Genomic DNA, 17,569 nt, shown 5'->3' on the forward strand with positions numbered 1-17,569 from the left:
CTGACTTTCAAATTGGCCATACAGTTGAGTTGGAGCGGGTCTGCTTTGGCATACCCAAGCAGCTCTTCATGTCTGGTCGGTGCCATTGATTTTTACGGTCGAGCATTCACTTTGCGTTGGCCCGTTGGTCTTTTAGCCGAGAGGAGCAACTGTGCTGCCGGTTTAGTGATTAGCTGTGTTTGGCACGCTGTGCCTGCCGGTATATACAGCCTGTATCTTGCCGTCCTGTCTGCGTCCCCTGTGGTCGTACCGGTGGCAGAGCGCAAACGCTCTATTTCGCGAACCGGCGGGATTGCCCGCACACAAGGATCAAGCATGACTTCGGTATGGCGTACCAGTGGCTGGGTGTTGCTCGGGGCATCGCTGATCCTGGCGCTGTCGCTGGGTATCCGTCACGGCTTCGGCCTGTTCCTCACGCCCATGAGCAGCGAGTTTGGCTGGGGCCGTGAGGTGTTCGCCTTTGCCATCGCCCTGCAGAACCTGATCTGGGGCCTGGCGCAGCCGGTGACCGGGGCCATCGCCGACCGTTTCGGCGCGCGCCGGGTGATCGCCGTCGGTGGCCTGTTGTATGCCGCCGGCTTGCTGTTGATGGGTTATGCCGACTCGGCCGCGTCGTTGTCGTTGAGTGCCGGCCTGCTGATCGGCATCGGCCTGTCGGGTACGTCTTTCTCGGTGCTGCTGGGCGTGGTCGGCCGCGCCGTGCCGGTGGAAAAACGCAGCATGGCCATGGGCATCGCGGCGGCGGCTGGTTCCTTCGGCCAGTTTGCCATGCTGCCGGGCTCGCTCGGCCTGATCGGCTGGCTGGGCTGGTCCGCTGCCCTGCTGGCGCTGGGCCTGCTGGTGGCACTGATCGTGCCGCTGGCACTGCTGGTGCGCGACCAGCCGCTGTCCTCGCTGGGCGCCGAGCTGAGCCTGGGCGAGGCGCTGCGCGAGGCTTGCGCGCACTCCGGCTTCTGGCTGCTGGCGCTGGGCTTCTTCGTCTGCGGCTTCCAGGTGGTGTTCATCGGCGTGCACCTGCCGGCTTATCTGGTCGACCAGCACCTGCCGGCCACGGTCGGCACCACGGTGCTGGCGCTGGTCGGGCTGTTCAATGTGTTCGGCACCTATATCGCCGGCTGGCTCGGTGGCCGCCTGTCCAAGCCGCGCCTGCTGACCGCGTTGTACCTGGCGCGCACGGTGGTGATCGTGGCCTTCTTCTACACCCCGCTGAGCGCGTGGAGCGCCTATGCCTTTGGCATTGCCATGGGCCTGCTATGGCTGTCCACCGTGCCGCTGACCAATGGCACGGTGGCCACCCTGTTCGGTGTGCGCAACCTGTCGATGCTGGGCGGCATCGTGTTCCTCTTTCACCAGCTCGGTGCCTTCCTCGGTGGCTGGCTGGGTGGTTACCTGTACGACCATACCGGCAGCTACGACCTGGTCTGGCAGATTTCTATTGGCCTCGGCCTGCTCGCTGCGGCGCTCAACTGGCCGGTACGCGAGCAACCGGTGGCCCGGCTGCAGGCGGCGGGAGGTCTTGCATGAGTACGCGCGCTACTGGGCTGCTCAGCGTGCTGGGCATTGCCGGGTTATTGCTGCTGGCCTGGTGGGGCTGGCAGCAGGTCGGCCTGGCGGCGCTGCAGCTGGGCATGAGCCTGTGCTAAGCGTTGCCGCGCGCCGGCAAGGCGAGTAGCGTTGCCTCTGGATTCAGTGCAGAGGTTGTCATCATGCTCATGTCGCGTCGTGCCCTGGCATTGCTGGTCGGGCTGTTCAGCGGGTCGCTGCTGGCGGCCGAGTGCCCGCCGCTGTTGCAGGGCGAGCTGCAGCAATTGCGTTCGAAGGAGCACATCGATCTGTGTCAGCGTTTTGCCGGCAAGCCACTGGTGGTGGTCAATACCGCCAGTAATTGTGGCTTTACCCCTCAGTTCAAGGGGCTTGAGGCGCTGTACCAGCGCTACAAGGATCAGGGCCTGGAAGTGCTCGGCGTGCCGTCCGATGACTTCAAACAGGAAGCGGACAACAGCGAGGACACCGCCAAGGTGTGCTTCGTCAACTACGGCGTGACCTTCGCCATGAGCGAACCGCAGGTGATCAGCGGCGATGATGCCATTCCGCTGTTCCGCGAGCTGGCCGCGCAGACCAGTGCGCCGCGCTGGAACTTCTACAAGTATGTGGTCGGGCGCGACGGCAAGGTGATTGCCAGTTTCTCCAGCCTGACCAAGCCGGATGAGGCAGATCTGATCAAGGCAGTTGAACAAGCGATTGCTAGTCAACCCTGACAGCCGTGCGAATAAAAAAGCCGGGCAATTGCCCGGCTTTTTCATGTGCGGCTCCCGCCGTCAGAAACGGTAGGTTACCTGTGCGCCCAGGCCATGGGCGCTGTTGTTGTAGTTGGCGCTGAAGCCGGGAGCGATTTCTGCACCGGCCAGCTCGGTGGAGTGCTGGTTGACCGAAGCCTCGCTCTCGCGCAGGTAGGTGTAGGCCACGTCGATGGTCATGTCGGCCGTGGGCGACCAGCCGGCACCGAGGGAGAACACCTTGCGGTTGCCCACGGGGATGCGCACGCTGCGGTTGTCATTGGCGGCCGGTGAGGCATCCAGGGCAAAGCCTGTGCGCAGCACCCATTGCGGATTCAACTGGTAGGCGGCGCCGATGGCGTAGGACCAGGTGTCCTGCCACTGGAGTTGCTCGCTGACCTCGGCAATCGGCGTCATACCCAGGATGCTCGGCGTGCCCTGGTTTTCCACGACGATTTCCTGGATCCGGCTCCAGCGGGTCCAGGTGGCGCCACCGTAGAGGGTCCACTGGTCATCCAGCTTGTAGGTCAGCGAACTGTCGACCATTTCCGGGGTGGTGAAATCCAGCTGGGCGTCGTACTCGCCGTTGAACTGGCCAAAGATCGGGCCGTCGCCACCGGTGATGCGGGTGCGGCCTTGCAGGGTGTAATCGACCTTGGAGTGGTAGGTCAGGCCCCAGGCCAGCTGCTCGGTGATGTCTACCAGTACGCCGGTATTGAAGCCCAGTGCGGTGTCATCACCCTTGATGCCAACCTTGGTCTCGCCGCTGCCGAGTGCGGCGCTGTTGTCCAGCTGGTTGACCAGTTTGCCCTTGATCTTGTTGATGGTCGGGCCGAAGCCGACGGAGACGCGCTCGTTGATCCGGTAGCTCAGGGTCGGTTGCAGGGTGACCACTTCCACCTTGCTGTACTGGCCCTTGAAGCGGCCGCCGAAGCCTTTCTCATAGTCGCTGACCAGGCCGTACGGCACGTACAGGCCGATACCGTAGTGCCAGTCCTGGTTCAGCGGGCTGGCGTAATAGGCGAAGGGCACGGGTGTCAGCGGCACCATGTCGCCTTCGCTGGTTTGCGCGCTGGCGTCGTCGATGTCGATATTGGCCTTGACCAGGCCGACACCACCGATCACTTCGGCACGCTTGAGTTTGCTCAGGCCGGCGGGATTACCGAACAGGGTGGTGGCATCCTGCGCAGACGACGCGCGTCCGGCAAAGGCGGTACCCATGCTGCTGACGCTTTGTTCGTTGATGGCAATTCCGTTGCCCAGGCTGTGAGTGGAAATGGCGCCGATGGCCAGAGCGAGGGTGGTTTTGCACCAGAGTTGTTTCATTAGCAAGCTCACGAACAGCAAAAATGAGGGCGGCAAGCTACGCGTTTTGAGAACGCTTGCCAACCGCTCTAGCCTGTCTTTTTGGTGAAGATTCGTTAATGAAATCAGATGGGTGGAGCTGTCTGATGGGTCAGAAAATAAAACAGAGGCAATGATCTGTTATCGAGAGTCGTCTGTACTCCTCCGCGTGACCGGCGCGTCATCGCCTGATTTCAGGCAACCTTCGGTTGTTCCGGCACGCAGTGTTGCCAGGCGCGGAGGAAGTCGCGCAGGTGGCCGCGCGGCTGGAACACCCGCCGCCAGATACGGGCCAGGCCATGCAGGTCGTCGGCGGCAGGCAGCTGCGGGTGCTCGACTTCGATCATCAGCCAGGCGATAGCGGTGGCGTAGCGCAGGTTGACGATCAGCTCCAGGTGCGGCGCGCCGAGAAAGGCATGCTGGCTGGCGAGGCCGCGGACCAGGCTGGCGAGATCCGGATCATGGGCCAGGTGCTGGTCCCAGAGCAGCTGATGGCGCAGCTCGCTGATGCGGTACAGGCCATGGCCATGCGGGTCGTCGAGTGCGGCGCCGAGTGCCGATTGGCTGGCGGCGGCCCCCAGGAGCAGGGCTTCGGCGGTGGCTGAGTGGCGCCCCAGATAGAGCAGGGTAGGGCGGATGACGTGTTGGCACAGTTCGTTAGCGGCAATTCCCATGATGCCCTCGCGGAGGGTGCCGGCGGGGTCGGGTGCTTGGCAGCTGTTTTTGATTTTAATAAAGACCCCGCCGGGAGCGGGGTTAGCCGCTCAATGTGAAGTGTAGTGCGATAAGTTGGCTGTAAAGGGCTGTTTTTAAACTGTTTAAGGATCTGCGTGAAAGCCTATATATCTGCTGGCAATTAATGAAGGCACCGCGCCGCATAGAGCAATGACGGCCGGCATGGCTCGCGTTGCTGTGGGGTTGCATGAAAAAGGGCGCCCTGAGGCGCCCTGTAAGCTATCGGCGGGCGCTACTTCCCTGGCATCAACAGCAGGCGCTTGTTGCCATAGACCTTGTCGATATTGCGGCTCTGGAACGGGAAGCTCATGTAGCCGCCCTTGAGCCAGGCGTCGATGCCATCGGCGTAGTGCGGGCTGGCCGGGTTGCCGGACTGCCCGGAGCTGTTGAGGCCGATCATCGGCTCCTCGCGGCCGAAATCGACGACCATGCGCATGGCCGGGATCAGCCAGGTGTCGAAGTCCTGGCCCCAGTGGTAGGCCGCCACGTTAAGCGTGCCGTGATCGCCACCGGCCGGGTAGGGGCCGCGATCCAGGTAGCCCTGGACGGCATTGATGCTGCTGCGCTCGCTGGCGTCGAGATGGGGCGCCATTTTGGTCGCGTTGCTGGTCCAGGTGTACTGGTGCAGCTTGCCCCACTGCCAGGCCTGGCGGTCGGCGCCCAGTTTGCTCTCGACGAAGGTCACTGCAGCGGCCAGGGTGCGCGCCAGGATCGCCGGTTTGTCTTCCTTGGGCGCGGTGTGCACGTCGTCCCAGAAGGGGCTGTCGTCACGGCCGAGCAGGTGGTCGGCCTGGGCCGAGTAGGAGTCGTTGGCGGCTTCCACCAGCGCCTGCCAGGCCGGGTTGCCGTCCGGGCCGAGCTCGTCGAGGAAAGTCTGCCGCGCGCTCTCGTGCAGGAAGGCGCCGTACAGGGCCGCATCCGCCGAGGTCGCACTCATGCGGCCGTCGAAGGCCATCAGGCGCTTGTAGGTTTCCTCGGCCTTGCTGCGTTCTGCGGCGGGCAGGGCGGCGATGGCCTGGCGCAGCGGCTGGGCCATGCCCGGTGCATCGAACATCGCCTGCAGTTTGCCGGCGAACGGCGTGGTCTGATCGTACTGCATGGCGATCATGCTGCGCTGGTCGTGCTTGCCGGCGCCGGCCAGCTGGGCGATGCGCTCGGCGCGCTCCGGATAGAACCAGGAGTTGGACAGCTGCATGCCGTAGCCGCGCGGCACGGTGCGGTGGTTGGCGGTGCCCAGCCAGCCCTGCATGGGGTCCTGGTCGTAGGGGTGGAGCATGGGGTCGGCGTAGCCGTCCCAGTCATAGGCGCCGTCCCAGCCGGGCGAGGGCATCAGGCCCAGGCCCTGCTTGCGGTTGGGGAAACGGCCGGTGACCTGCCAGCCGATGTGCTGGGCGTCGGCGAAGACCAGGTTGAGGGCCATGGCGCGTACTTCGCGGGTGGCCTCGAAGGCCTGGTCCACCGATTGCGCGCGGGACAGGTCGAAGAAGGCATCCAGCGAGTGGTCTTCCTCGAACTGCGCGGTGCGCAGGGCCAGGCCGTAGCCGCTCTTCAGCTGCAGCGGTTGCAGGGGGTGTTTGCGCTCACCCAGTACCGAGTTGAGCAACGGGCCGTGGCGGGTTTCGAAGACGGTTTCACGGATCGGTCGCTGGCCCTTGATGAAGAAGGTTTCCTGGCGCTCGATGGCGGGCTGCCACTTGCCGTCGGCCAGGTAGTAGAGGCGGCTGCCTTGGCGTTTGACCTTCTCCAGGAACAGGTCCTGGTTGTCGCCCATGACCATGGTCATGCCCCAGGCCAGCTTGCCGTTGAAGCCGGCGACCACCGCCGGTACGCCGGCGATCGAGACCCCGGCGGCCTGGAATTTCGGCGAACGGATCTGCACGTAGTTCCACACCGAGGGCATGGACAGCGGCAGGTGAGTGTCGTTGGCCAGCAGGCTTTTGCCGCTGGTGCTGCGTTGCGGCGCGATGGCCCAGTTGTTCGAGGCGGCGACGCCGAGCATGTTCAGCGCGGTTACCTGGCCCGCTGCCTGGTCGATGGCGGCCAGGCCGGGGATCTGCCCGTCAAGGTTGAGGCCACGCAGCTTCTCGGCTTCCTCGAAGGGCAGCGGTTCGTCCGGATAGGTCGGCAGCAGCCAGGCCAGCTTGTCGGCGCCGACCTTGCCATTCAGGGTCAGGGCGGCGATTTCCTCCTTGAGGTTAACGGCCAGGCCGAAGTTGAGCAGGGTGAAAACCAGTACCGAGTCTTCCGGTTTCCAGTAGGCCGGACGGTAGCCCGATGCGGCCAGGTCCATCGGCAGCTTGTCCTGGTAGCGGAACAGGTAGGCGTTGACGCCGCGGGCATAGACTTCGAAGAACTTCTTCATCCGCGGCGAGGCGTTCTTGTACAGCACTTCGGCGCTGCGCTTGAGGTTGACCGCGCGCATGAAACGGTCGATTTCCAGTACGCCGGGGCCGCTCATTTCGGCCAGACGGCCCTCGGCCAGCAGGCGCATGCCGACCATCTGGCTGAGACGATCACTGGCATGCACGTAGCCCATCGCGAACAGCGCATCGTGGAAGGTGGTGGTCTCGATCAGCGGCATGCCCAGCGGGTTGCGCCGCACCACCACGCTCTGCGCCAGGCCCTGGACGCGAACGATGCCCTGATCCGGATGCACGCTGCTGCTGTAGCGGCTGTTGAGAAACGACTGGCAGCCGCTGAGAAACAGGCTACTGGCCAGGGTGGCGGCGGCGATCAGCTTCAGCGAATGAGAAACACGGCGCGAACCCATGGACTGGCTCCTGGCGCGAGAGGGGGTGGGAATACTGGTGCGGATTGTAGAGGGCTGGCGGGGCCGGCGGTAGGGCTGTGTAGGGCAGGCAGGGTAGGCGTTGCGCCATTGCCCTGCCGTTATTCAGTTCAGGCGCCGTGGCACTTCTTGAACTTCTTCTGGCTGCCGCACGGGCAGGGGTCGTTGCGCCCGACTTCCTTCAGCGGGTTGCGCACGGGCTCCTGGTGCGCATGGCCGCAATGCGGGCCGTGTACATGGCCGTGATCATCGTGATCGTGGCTGTGGTCATGGTCGTGGTTGCAATCGGGGCCATGGACATGGGGTTGCTGGTTCATCGGTGAATCACTCCGGGAGGTAATCGCCGGGGATTATCTCGCCATTGCGCGAAAGGTGCACGCGGCTACCGAACAGCAGGCCGGTTTTGACCGAGCCCTGGAAACTGTAGCGAATCGGCTGGTCGAGTTTCTCCAGCGCTCGGACGATGCCTTTCAGGTGGCGCCAGAGATTGGTGCGGACGGGAATCTCGAACTCGTGGCTGCTGTGCGCCGGCACACTGAAGCGGGTGCTGGTCTCGCCATCGGCCAACTCCACGTCATTGAGGGTTACGCGATAATCGAGGCTGCGTACCGACAGGCTCGAGTCATTCGGGTTATCTATGCGAAAACGCAGGAGGAAGCGTTGCTCCAGCAGCTTGGCCTTGACCACCTCGACTTTGACCAGGCGCACGACGGGCTTCTGCAGATCCCCGCTGAACCAGGAGGTGCACCCTGAGAGACTTATTAGCAGGGCGAGGAGGAAAGCTTTACTAATTATTATCATTAGCTCCGGATATTTAATCGCGAATATTGCCGTCATCGAAGTTTACCAAGCGACTGCTTGGCGGCAACCGGTTGTTACGCTAAAAAAACCTGCGTCATACTGACCCTATAAATAGACAGGAGTGTGACCATGAGCCTCTATGAGATCGCCTTTGCCGGGCAGATTATGCCGGGCGCCCAGGCGGAGCAGGTCAAGGAGAATCTGGCGCGGCTGTTTCAGGCCGATGCCCAGCGCATAGCTTTGCTGTTTTCCGGTCGACGCATCGTGATCAAGAGCAATCTGGATGCAGCCGGCGCCGAAAAATATCGTGCGACCCTCGAGCGGGCGGGGGCTGTCGCCATCGTCCAGGCCCTCGATGCGCAGATCGAGGAAGTTGAGCTGGCTCCACCGCCTGTACAGCAGGCTGTCGTTGCACCCGCTGCACCCGCTGCACCTGCGGCGACCAGCAGTCGCCCAGGTGCCCGGGTGATTCCGCGTGACGAATACATGGCGGCTTTCGCGGATGTCGAGGCACCAGATTTCGGCATCGCCCCGGTGGGTAGCGATCTGCAGGAGCACAAGCCGGATGCGCAGGCGCCGGCCGTTGATCTGTCGCAGTTCAGCCTGGCACCGGTGGGTAGTGATATGGGGCAGGCCAAGACTTCTCCGGCTACGCCAGCACCGGACACGTCCCATCTGAAACTGCAGGAGTAATAGCCGCTAGGGTCTGTTGCCGTCGCGGCCCTAAACGAAACGGCAACAGACCCGAGCCCCTTCAGAGAGGGGCAGTGGCCTTTCATTCAGCTGTCGCTGGTCGTGCACTTGGCTTGCGCCTGCTCGGGCGTGAGGTTGCGTATCGAGGTGTAGAACAGTTCGCAGGTTTGCACCTTCTGCGTGACCTGCCACTTCTGCGTGCAGGCGCTGAGGGTCTGGCTTGGGTCGCTGTCCGGCTTGAGACCCATGTCGGCCTGCCAGCAGGCTGCGCTGATGTCCTGGCCCATCACCTCAAGGCCCTCCGCATCGGCTTTCTGCTCGTCGCCGTTGTAGTTTTCCGGGTCGGCGGCGTACCAGATATAGCTGGGATGGTTGGAGCCCAATACCGGGACTGTCTGCCCTGGCGCTGGGCTGATCTGGCCCAGGTCCAGCACACCGAGAGTGACCCCGTACTGTGCCTTCACCCAGGCGCGCACCGGCCCGCCAAAGGCGACCATGGGCAATGCGCTATCCGTTTTGCCGCGGGTGAGTTGGGCGACCATCTGCTTCTGGTAGTCGGTGAAATAGTCGTAAACCCCCTCCAGGTCGCTGCCTGCGCTGGCCGGTGCGGCGATGGGGGCAATGTCGATGATGGTCTGGAAGGCCGGGGTCTGCTCTGCAGCCACGCCGTTTTCTGTGAGCAGCATGGCCCAGCGGTCGGTGGTCTTGGATTGCAGATAGTCCTGCGCCTGGGTCAGCGAGTAATCCGGTGGGAAGTGCAGCAGTTCGACGCTTTGCCGGTTATCCAGGGCCATGCCCAGGGGCAGGAACAGGTACCAGCTGAATTGCCACTTGCCGTCCTGATTCAGCTTGCTGGCGCCGCTGTAGGCCAGGTCTCCAGCGGCCAGCAGCTCGGTCAGTGGCTGGCCGTAATCGGCAGGTACACCACTGAAGTTGGCATAGAGGCCATTGCTGTCGCTGCTGACGTTGACCTGGGCGCTGCCGTAGCCGTCGCGCTGCAGGCTCTGGCCGAGGTAGTGCGCGACGGTCTGCTCCAGCGTCCAGTCGCGATAGCAGATCACACTGCAGTTGTTGGGGTAGGCGAACAGGCGGGTGACGCGTTCCACACTGCCCAGGCTGACCTGGACATCGGCGGCCTGGGCCGCACTCGCGAATAGCAGCGTCGCCAGGGCGAGGGTTAAACCACTGTGCTTGTGCATGTACTTCTCCTTGTTGGCGGGAGCCCTTTGCTGTGGGGCTCTGCGCTAACAAATGAAGCAGAGTTTTCCTGTGCGGCGAGTTTTTCTGTTCAGGGCAGATAGGGTGCGCAGCACTTCTTGAATTTTTGCCCACCACCGCAAGGGCAGGGGTCATTGCGCCCGGCTTTGAGTGGCACGGTCGGGTCGATGAAGTACCAGTGCTCAAGGCGCTGGACGAAGGCCGAGCGTTCACGATGGCTGTGCTCGCCGTCGTGATCGTGCCAGCGTGCGGTAAAGGTGACGAAGGCATGCTCCGGCTGGCCACCGAGCAGCTCGGCGCTTTCCACCTCCAGGCCGAGCCAGGTGCTGCCAAGGCTCCAGGCACTGATGGCGGCATGATCGAGGTCTGCCTGCTGGGCGGGTAGGGTGGTCGTCAGCAGGTAGTCGACCAGGCCCAGAACATAGGCGCTGTAGCGCGAGCGCATGAGCAGTTCGGCACTCGGCGCCGGGGTGCCGGCATGATAGTGACCGCAGCATTGTTCCAGCAGGTTGCCACTACCGCAGGGGCAGGCGTGACTCATGGCATTACCACCAGTACTTGCCGTAGTTTTCCGGGTTGGCCCAGAACTTGGCATTGAGCCAGTCCGGAACCTGCTTGTAGTCGCGCAGGTCGTACGTGAACAGGTTGAGGATTTGCTGATCGCGCTGAAAACTCTCGCTGGCTTGCAAGGCCAGGGCAAAGAAGTCGGTTTCCTGCCAGTCACAGGCCTGCATATCGACCAGTACGGCAATACGGCTGGCATTCAGGTTGCGGATGCCGCCGAGTAGCTGCAGGGCTGTGCGTTTAGGCAGGTGCTCCAGGCAGTCGACCACCAGGGCGAGATCGAAACGCTGTATCGCCAGTTCCGCCGGGAGTTCTCCTGCCGCGGCTTTATGCACCTCTATCTCGGGGTGTGCAGCCTGGAAAGCCTGCACGGCCGGTAAGTCACTGGCGCCTACCAGCAGCAGGCGTCGTGGCGCATGGTGGTCGAGCAGGGCTGCAAGAGCCTGTTGCGGGGTGCGCGAAGAATGTTTGCCAGTCATTGCTAAATTCCAAACTTGTAGGTAAAGACTAACTCGCTGGAAGGATTTGGCCTAGTAATGACATGGGTCAGTGAAGTTCCTAATAGCTGGCGGATTATAAAACACCTGTCTTTACTACTTGAGTGTCGGTTTGGTGCCGATTTTTACAGGAGAGCAAAAACGATGAGCATTACAAGGAAAGCTGTACCCCTGTTGCTGGTAAGCGGCCTGCTGACTGGCTGCTCCGGCCTGCAGAAAACCGATTGGCCCACCTGTGCTGCAGTCGGTGGTGTAGGTGGCGCTGCTCTGGGCGCGATCGAAAGCTCGAGCTGGGCGGGTGGTGGTGCTGTTGTAGGTGCTGGTATGGCCGCAGCTTACTGCTGGGTCCACGGTGCTGAAGAGCAAGTCGCCGTTGTCGAGGAGGTTGTCGAGGAAGTGGTTGCAGAACCTGCCGAGCCGGTTCGTGTTGAGCTGGACGTCAAGTTCGACTTCGACAAGACCGCGGTCAAGGACGAAAGCCAAGGCGACATCAAAGCACTGGCTGACTTCATGAGTCAGTACCCGCAAACCACTACCGTGGTTGAAGGGCACACCGACTCCGTGGGCACCGATGCCTACAACCAGGGTCTGTCCGAGCGTCGTGCCAATGCCGTGCGTGACGTACTGGTCAACCAGTACGGCCTGTCGCCGGATCGCGTCAACGCTGCCGGTTATGGCGAGAGCCGCCCGGTTGCCGACAACGCTACCAGCGACGGTCGCGCCATCAACCGTCGTGTTGAGGCTGAGGTCGAAGCCCGCCCGTAATGCGGCGTCCCCTGCCTGCAGCAGCTGATTTCTCGGCGACTGCAGGCTTGTACACTTAGGGGGACGGGTCTTTACTCCTGTGTTACCGGTAATCAACCGGTGACACAGGAGATCACCGCCATGAGAACAAGACTCTCAAGGGCTGCAGTACCCCTTCTCTTGGTCAGCAGTGTTCTTTCTGGTTGCGTCACTACTTCCAGTACGGGAGATGCGCCGCTAAACCAAGGGAACTGGCCGATTTGTACAGCGATTGGTGGCTTGGCCGGAGGCGGTCTTGGCGCAATCGAAAGTTCTGCCTGGGCAGCAGGAGGTGCGGTGGCCGGTGCGGTCATTGGAACCTTGATTTGCTATGCCCAAGATGGTGACCAAGACGGCGATGGTGTATTCGACCGTCGTGACCGTTGCCCGGATACCCCGCCCGATACTCCAGTTCATCACAATGGCTGCCCGCTGCCGGTCTATCCGAGCGGCGAGGAACCCGCTGCGCCGGTTGTCGAGGTGAGCGAGGCGGTGCGCGTCGAGTTGGATGTGAAGTTCGACTTCGACAAGTCTGTGGTCAAGGAGGACAGCATGGCCGATATCCAGAGCCTTGCCGACTTCATGAAGCAGTATCCGCAGACCTCCACCGTGGTTGAGGGGCATACCGACTCCGTCGGCTCCGATGCCTACAACCAGGGCTTGTCCGAACGCCGTGCCAATGCCGTACGCGACGTGCTGGTCAACCAGTACGGTGTGGAAGCAGGCCGGGTATCGTCGGTTGGCCATGGCGAAGCGCAACCTGTCGCCGACAACGAAACCGACGAAGGTCGGGCCGTCAACCGTCGGGTAGAAGCGGCGGTCGAGGCACAGCCCTAAGAGCCTGGCTACGACCGCACACGCAGGGTCGGTTTGACTCGTATGGCAGCGTGTAGCCGATCGTAGAAAGGTTCTAACGGTTTGTGCTGCAGTCTGTTCCTGCGCTATCGGCATGCCGGTAGCGCAGGGGCTTCCCCGCGCAAAACCTCTCTCCAGTCGGACAGCTCATCAGAACAGCGGTCGGGCTGCGGCAATCGCCATCAGCGTCATGCCAATCAGCAGATTGATGCCCACCAGCTTGCGGATGCGTCCCAGAGCCTCACCACCGGCTGGCCAGTTCTGTGCCGCGATGGCACGGCGCAGTTCCGGCAACTGGAGGAACTGGATGCGCAGGAACAGCGCGAGCATGACGATATACAGGCCGATCATGATGTGCACGTAACGCGGCGCGGTCTCGAAGCCGGCGAAGCGCAGGTGCAGCATGCCCACGCCGGATACCGGCAACACCAGCACGGCGAGCCACACCCACTGGAAGAAACGGCGGAACACCTCGGCCCACAGGGTCAGCCGTACCGGCGCCTCCAGCACGCTGACGGCGGCAGGGCGGAGGATCATCCAGGCGAAGAACATGCCGCCGACCCAGATCAGGGCGGCCAGCAGGTGCAGGGCGTAAACGGCGGCAAAGGCAGTCATCGGGTTCTCCGTAAAGGCGGCGGTTAAGCATGGCGCGGCATCATAACCTGCCGGTAAACTACTGAGAATTTATCCAGTCTCTATTGCGCGCCCATGCTCAGTCCCGAACTCAAGTCCCAGATCCAGGGCGCCTACAGCCGTTTCCTCGAAGCCAAGAGCCTCAAGCCGCGCTATGGCCAGCGCCTGATGATCGCCGAGATCGCCAAGGTGCTGGGCGCTATCCAGCACAACGACGAAGGTCAGCGTGATGGCGAGGCCGCCGTGGTGGCAGTGGAAGCGGGCACCGGTACCGGCAAGACCGTGGCCTATGCCCTGGCCTCGATTCCCATCGCCAAGGCCGCCGGCAAGCGCCTGGTGATCGCCACCGCGACCGTGGCGCTGCAGGAGCAGATCGTCCATAAGGACCTGCCGGACCTGCTGCGCAACAGCGGCCTCAACTTCAGCTTTGCCCTGGCCAAGGGCCGTGGTCGCTACCTGTGCCTGTCCAAGCTCGACATGCTGCTGCAGGACGGCGAGGCCCAGGGCGCCACCGCGCAGATGTTCGCCGAAGAAGGTTTCCGCCTGGATGTCGACGAGAGCAGCCAGAAGCTGTTTACCGGGATGATCGAGAAACTCGCCGGCAATCGCTGGGACGGCGACCGCGACAGCTGGAGTGAGGAGCTCGACGATGCGGTGTGGAGCCGCCTGACCACCGACCACAGCCAGTGCACCAACCGCCATTGCCCAAACTTCGGCCAGTGCGCCTTCTACAAGGCGCGCGAGGGCATGACCAAGGTCGACGTGATCGTCACCAACCACGACATGGTCCTGGCCGACCTGGCCCTGGGCGGCGGTGCGGTGCTGCCCGACCCGCGGGAAACCCTCTACGTGTTCGACGAAGGTCACCACCTGCCGGACAAGGCCATCGGCCACTTCGCCCACTTCACCCGCCTGCGCAGCACCGCCGACTGGCTCGGCCAGGTGGAGAAGAACCTGACCAAGCTGCTGGCGCAGAATCCGCTGCCCGGTGATCTCGGTCGGCTGATCGAGAAAGTACCGGAGCTGGCCCGCGAGCTGCGCACCCAGCAGCAATTCATGTTCAGCGCCTGCGAGCAGCTGGCCGACTTCAAGGCCGGCGAGGACATGGAGGGCCGCGAACGCCCGCGTCACCGCTTTGTTGGCGGCCTGGTGCCCGAACATTTGCGCGAGCTGGGCATCGAGCTGAAGAAAGGCTTCTCGCAGCTGACCGACGTGTTTACCCGCCTCACCGAACTGCTCAAGGAAGCCATGGACGGCGAGGGCGCCGTTGGCATCGCCAGCCACCAGGCCGAGGAGTGGTACCCGCTGTTTGGCAGCCTGCTGGCTCGCGCCCAGGGCAACTGGGAGCTGTGGACCGCCTTCACCACTGAAGACCCGCAAGACAGCCCGCCGATGGCGCGCTGGTTGACCCTGGCCGAGAGCGGCGCGCTGTTCGATATCGAGGTCAATGCCAGCCCGATCCTCGCCGCCGAGACTCTGCGCCGCAATCTGTGGAACGTCGCCTATGGCGCCCTGGTGACCTCGGCTACGCTGACCGCACTGAATAGTTTCGACCGCTTCCGCATGCGTGCCGGCCTGCCCAAGGCGGCGGTCACCGCCGTGGTGCCCAGCCCCTTCCTGCATGCCGATGCCGGCGTACTCAAGGTGCCTGACCTCAAGGCCGACCCGCGCGATGCGGCGGCGCACACCGCGGCGATCATTCGCGATCTGGCCAGCCTGGTGGAAGGTTCGCGCGGCACCCTGGTGCTGTTTTCCTCGCGCAAACAGATGCAGGACGTGTTCGACGGGGTCGATCGTGAATGGCGCAAGCGCGTGTTCATCCAGGGCAACTTGTCCAAGCAGGAGACCCTGAACAAGCACAAGGCACGGGTCGACAGTGGCGAGGAGAGCGTGCTGTTCGGCCTGGCCAGCTTCGCCGAGGGCGTCGACCTGCCCGGTGCCTACTGCGAGCATGTGGTGATCGCCAAGATTCCCTTTGCCGTGCCGGACGATCCGGTGGAAGCGGCGCTGGCCGAATGGATCGAGGCGCGCGGCGGCAACCCGTTTATGGAAATCGCCGTGCCGGATGCCTCGCTGAAGCTGGTACAGGCCTGCGGCCGTCTGCTGCGCACCGAAGAGGATCGCGGCACCATCACTTTGCTCGATCGGCGCGTGGTGACCCAGCGTTACGGCAAGGCGATTCTCAATGCACTGCCGCCGTTTCGTCGCGAAATCAGCTGAGAGCCTGTCCATGATCTCTTGTCCGTCGGCCATGCTGCGTTGAAATTGGGCTCGGACTGCTCATTTACATTTCGTAAACTCCGCGTCCTCGCCCTATTTCGCCTTGCCTGGCTCTAGTCCAAAAGATCGTGAGCAGGCTCTAAGGCAACTCACCCACCGCCAAGGAGATGGCCGTATGCCCCAGACTTCCCGTTCCATCCTGATCACCGGTTGTTCGACCGGCATTGGCTACGCCACGGCCGTGGCCTGCCGGGCGGCGGGCTGGCAGGTGTTTGCCTCCGCGCGCCAGGCCGAGGACGTGGCGCAGTTGCAGCGTGAAGGTTTCCACGCCCTGCAGCTCGACCTCAACGAGCCGGCCAGTATTCAGCGTGCCCTGGCCCAGGTGCTGGAACAAACCGGCGGTACCCTCGATGCGCTGTTCAACAACGGCGGCTATGGCCAGCCGGGCGCCATCGAAGATCTGCCGCGCGCGGCCTGGCGCGAACAGTTCGAGACCAATGTGTTCGGCCCCGCCGAGCTGACCGCAGCCGTGTTGCCGCTGATGCGCCGCCAGGGCCACGGGCGGATTCTGTTCAACAGCTCGGTGCTCGGCTATGCCGCGCTGCCGCTGCGTGGCGCCTACAACGCTTCCAAGTTTGCCATCGAGGGTCTGGTCGATACCCTGCGCCTGGAACTGAGCGGTAGCGGCATCGAGGCGGTGCTGATCGAGCCGGGCCCGATCATTGCGCGCTTCCGTGCCAACAGCCTGCTGGCCCTGCGCAAGCATGTCGACACCAGCCGCGGCGCCCATGCGGCGGTCTATGCGCAGATGGAGGAACGGCTGGCCAAGGAGGGCGCGGCGGTCAAATACACCCTGCCGGCCGAAGCGGTGGCCGAGGTGGTACTGCACGCCTTGCACCGCCGTGTGCCGCGTACCCGCTACCCGGTTACGGTGCCGGCCAAGCTGTTCCGCGTGCTCAACCGCCTGTTGCCAGATCGCTGGCTCGATCGCATGAAGCGCTCGACTGTCTAATACGCGACATGAGCCGGGCGTGATCTGCTGCAAGCCGGCGCTTGCCGGGTGCTGCTACGCTGGCCGCGACGAAACTGATCTATTGGCTGCGCTGGCAGCCCGGGAGCACGGATGAACCTGCACGATCTGGCCGCACGCACGGCCCTGGTACTGGAAACCAACAATCTGCGCGGCGGCGCCGACCTGCAGCGGGTGGCCGGCAGTCTCGCTCGCCTGTTCGAACACCTGAAAGGGCAGAGCCTGCCGCTGACGCAACTGGCCCAAGTGATAGTGACCCATGACGGTTTGCCCGAGGCTGTGTGCAAGGACCTGGCTCAGGCGGCCGGGTTGGCGCTGCAGTTTGTCCTGATCGACGCGCAGACCGGCTACTACGCGGCGAAGAACCTCGGTTTTGCCGCCGTGCAGGCCGAGCGCTGCGATCACGTGGTGTTCGCCGACGCCGACTGCATTCCGGCAGCTGATTGGCTGGCGCAACTGCTCCAGCCCTTGTGCGCCGAGCAGCCGCCAGCCGTGGTGGCCGGGCGCACCAGCTACAGCAGCAGCCTGGCCGGCACGGCGCTGACCACCATCGACTTCATGTATTTCCCCAGCCCGTTGGCCGCCGGTGCCACGCGTAACTTCTACGCCAACAACGTGGTGTTTCGCCGCGAGGTATTTGCCGAGCATGCCTACCAGGCCTTGGATGGCGTGTATCGCGCCCATTGCCAGGTGCTGGGTCTCAACCTGCAGGCCGCCGGTGTTGCTCTGCACTATGCCGCGGCGGCGCATACCGAACACCGCCTGCCGGATACCCGGGGCGAAGCGCTCAAACTGCGCTGGATGCGTGGCCAGGATTCGGTCGGCCTGACCCCCTATCTGTTGCGTGCCTATCTGCCGCAACGCCTGCAGTGGCTGGCCCGCAGCGGCCCGCTGGCGCCGCTGGGCATCCTTCTGGCGCGTCTGTACTTCAGCCAGCGTGCGCTCAATCACCAGGACCTGCCGCCGTTGCGTGGCGTGCGTGGGTTGGCCGCGCGGAGCCTGATCCTGGTGTTCTCGCTGGTCGACATGGCGGGCGCATTGGCCCGCGGCGTCGGCATCAACACCTTGGGGCGCACGGCAGTCGATGCCCAAGCGCTGTCTTATCACCGGGCCTGAGCGCCCCTGGCTAACG

18 protein-coding genes are annotated in these 17,569 nt (G+C 63.4%); 9 read left to right on the top strand and 9 right to left on the bottom strand.

Annotation, left to right across the window (positions count from 1 at the left end; translation table 11 throughout):
• Positions 1-315: 315 nt before the first annotated feature.
• The 3 genes from HNE05_RS07335 to HNE05_RS07340 all read left to right on the top strand — a co-directional run bounded on the left by HNE05_RS07335 (position 316) and on the right by HNE05_RS07340 (position 2,258).
• Entirely contained in the window at positions 316-1,524 is a 1,209-nt protein-coding gene (locus HNE05_RS07335; protein ID WP_173204984.1) for an MFS transporter, read from the top strand.
• Positions 1,521-1,643 (top strand): hypothetical protein, encoded by a 123-nt coding sequence (locus HNE05_RS20555; RefSeq protein ID WP_275679065.1) that lies wholly within the window; start codon positions 1,521-1,523, stop codon positions 1,641-1,643. The genes HNE05_RS07335 and HNE05_RS20555 overlap by 4 nt, the downstream gene beginning before the upstream one ends.
• Positions 1,644-1,712: 69 nt before the next feature.
• Positions 1,713-2,258 carry a glutathione peroxidase gene (locus HNE05_RS07340; RefSeq protein ID WP_173211626.1) on the top strand — a complete coding sequence of 182 codons (546 nt, stop codon included), beginning with the start codon at positions 1,713-1,715 and terminating at the stop codon, positions 2,256-2,258.
• A 60-nt stretch (positions 2,259-2,318) separates the two neighbouring features.
• Here the strand turns inward: HNE05_RS07340 and HNE05_RS07345 are convergent, their stop codons facing one another.
• The 5 genes from HNE05_RS07345 to HNE05_RS07365 all read right to left on the bottom strand — a co-directional run bounded on the left by HNE05_RS07345 (position 2,319) and on the right by HNE05_RS07365 (position 7,944).
• Positions 2,319-3,602, bottom strand: coding sequence for an OmpP1/FadL family transporter (locus HNE05_RS07345; RefSeq protein ID WP_173204988.1), 1,284 nt, complete (start codon positions 3,600-3,602; stop codon positions 2,319-2,321).
• Between the two features lie 212 nt (positions 3,603-3,814).
• A complete protein-coding gene (locus HNE05_RS07350; RefSeq protein ID WP_173204991.1) occupies positions 3,815-4,294 on the bottom strand; it encodes a hypothetical protein in 480 nt (159 codons plus the stop codon).
• A gap of 293 nt (positions 4,295-4,587) precedes the next feature.
• Entirely contained in the window at positions 4,588-7,125 is a 2,538-nt protein-coding gene (locus HNE05_RS07355) for a penicillin acylase family protein (RefSeq protein WP_173204994.1), read from the bottom strand.
• Positions 7,126-7,253: 128 nt separating this feature from the next.
• The gene (locus tag HNE05_RS07360; RefSeq protein WP_173204997.1) at positions 7,254-7,460 is read right to left on the bottom strand and encodes an SEC-C metal-binding domain-containing protein; all 207 of its coding nucleotides are present in this window, start codon (positions 7,458-7,460) and stop codon (positions 7,254-7,256) included.
• Positions 7,461-7,467: 7 nt separating this feature from the next.
• Positions 7,468-7,944, bottom strand: a complete 477-nt coding sequence (locus HNE05_RS07365; protein WP_173205000.1) for an LEA/WHy family protein — start codon at positions 7,942-7,944, stop codon at positions 7,468-7,470.
• A gap of 129 nt (positions 7,945-8,073) precedes the next feature.
• Here HNE05_RS07365 and HNE05_RS07370 point away from each other — a divergent pair, with 129 nt between their 5' ends.
• A complete protein-coding gene (locus HNE05_RS07370) occupies positions 8,074-8,637 on the top strand; it encodes a hypothetical protein (protein WP_173205003.1) in 564 nt (187 codons plus the stop codon).
• Between the two features lie 86 nt (positions 8,638-8,723).
• Here HNE05_RS07370 and HNE05_RS07375 read toward each other — a convergent pair whose 3' ends face one another.
• From HNE05_RS07375 to HNE05_RS07385, 3 genes are all read right to left on the bottom strand, one after another.
• Positions 8,724-9,836: a hypothetical protein gene (locus HNE05_RS07375; RefSeq protein ID WP_173205006.1), complete on the bottom strand. Its 1,113-nt coding sequence runs from the start codon at positions 9,834-9,836 to the stop codon at positions 8,724-8,726.
• Between the two features lie 89 nt (positions 9,837-9,925).
• Positions 9,926-10,396, bottom strand: coding sequence for a YchJ family protein (locus HNE05_RS07380; protein WP_173205009.1), 471 nt, complete (start codon positions 10,394-10,396; stop codon positions 9,926-9,928).
• Between the two features lie 4 nt (positions 10,397-10,400).
• Positions 10,401-10,898, bottom strand: coding sequence for a DUF6231 family protein (locus HNE05_RS07385; protein WP_173205012.1), 498 nt, complete (start codon positions 10,896-10,898; stop codon positions 10,401-10,403).
• Between the two features lie 162 nt (positions 10,899-11,060).
• On the opposite strand from HNE05_RS07385, the gene HNE05_RS20660 reads away from it, so the two are divergent.
• Complete coding sequence (locus HNE05_RS20660) at positions 11,061-11,681, top strand: OmpA family protein (protein WP_173205015.1); 621 nt, start codon at positions 11,061-11,063, stop codon at positions 11,679-11,681.
• A gap of 120 nt (positions 11,682-11,801) precedes the next feature.
• Positions 11,802-12,536 (top strand): PA1041 family peptidoglycan-binding anchor lipoprotein, encoded by a 735-nt coding sequence (locus tag HNE05_RS07395; protein ID WP_173205018.1) that lies wholly within the window; start codon positions 11,802-11,804, stop codon positions 12,534-12,536.
• 168 nt (positions 12,537-12,704) lie between these two features.
• Here HNE05_RS07395 and HNE05_RS07400 read toward each other — a convergent pair whose 3' ends face one another.
• Positions 12,705-13,169: a CopD family protein gene (locus tag HNE05_RS07400; RefSeq protein WP_173205021.1), complete on the bottom strand. Its 465-nt coding sequence runs from the start codon at positions 13,167-13,169 to the stop codon at positions 12,705-12,707.
• A 93-nt stretch (positions 13,170-13,262) separates the two neighbouring features.
• Between HNE05_RS07400 and dinG the strand changes: the two genes are divergently transcribed.
• The 3 genes from dinG (at position 13,263) to HNE05_RS07415 (ending at position 17,553) form a co-directional block, all read left to right on the top strand.
• On the top strand, positions 13,263-15,407 hold the full coding sequence (dinG, locus tag HNE05_RS07405; RefSeq protein ID WP_173205024.1) for an ATP-dependent DNA helicase DinG: 2,145 nt from the start codon (positions 13,263-13,265) through the stop codon (positions 15,405-15,407).
• Between the two features lie 175 nt (positions 15,408-15,582).
• Positions 15,583-16,419, top strand: coding sequence for an SDR family NAD(P)-dependent oxidoreductase (locus HNE05_RS07410; protein WP_173205027.1), 837 nt, complete (start codon positions 15,583-15,585; stop codon positions 16,417-16,419).
• 111 nt (positions 16,420-16,530) lie between these two features.
• On the top strand, positions 16,531-17,553 hold the full coding sequence (locus tag HNE05_RS07415; protein WP_173205030.1) for a glycosyltransferase family 2 protein: 1,023 nt from the start codon (positions 16,531-16,533) through the stop codon (positions 17,551-17,553).
• Positions 17,554-17,569 lie beyond the last annotated feature (16 nt).

The organism is Pseudomonas campi (genome assembly GCF_013200955.2).
In the GTDB taxonomy this organism is placed as follows: domain Bacteria; phylum Pseudomonadota; class Gammaproteobacteria; order Pseudomonadales; family Pseudomonadaceae; genus Aquipseudomonas; species Aquipseudomonas campi.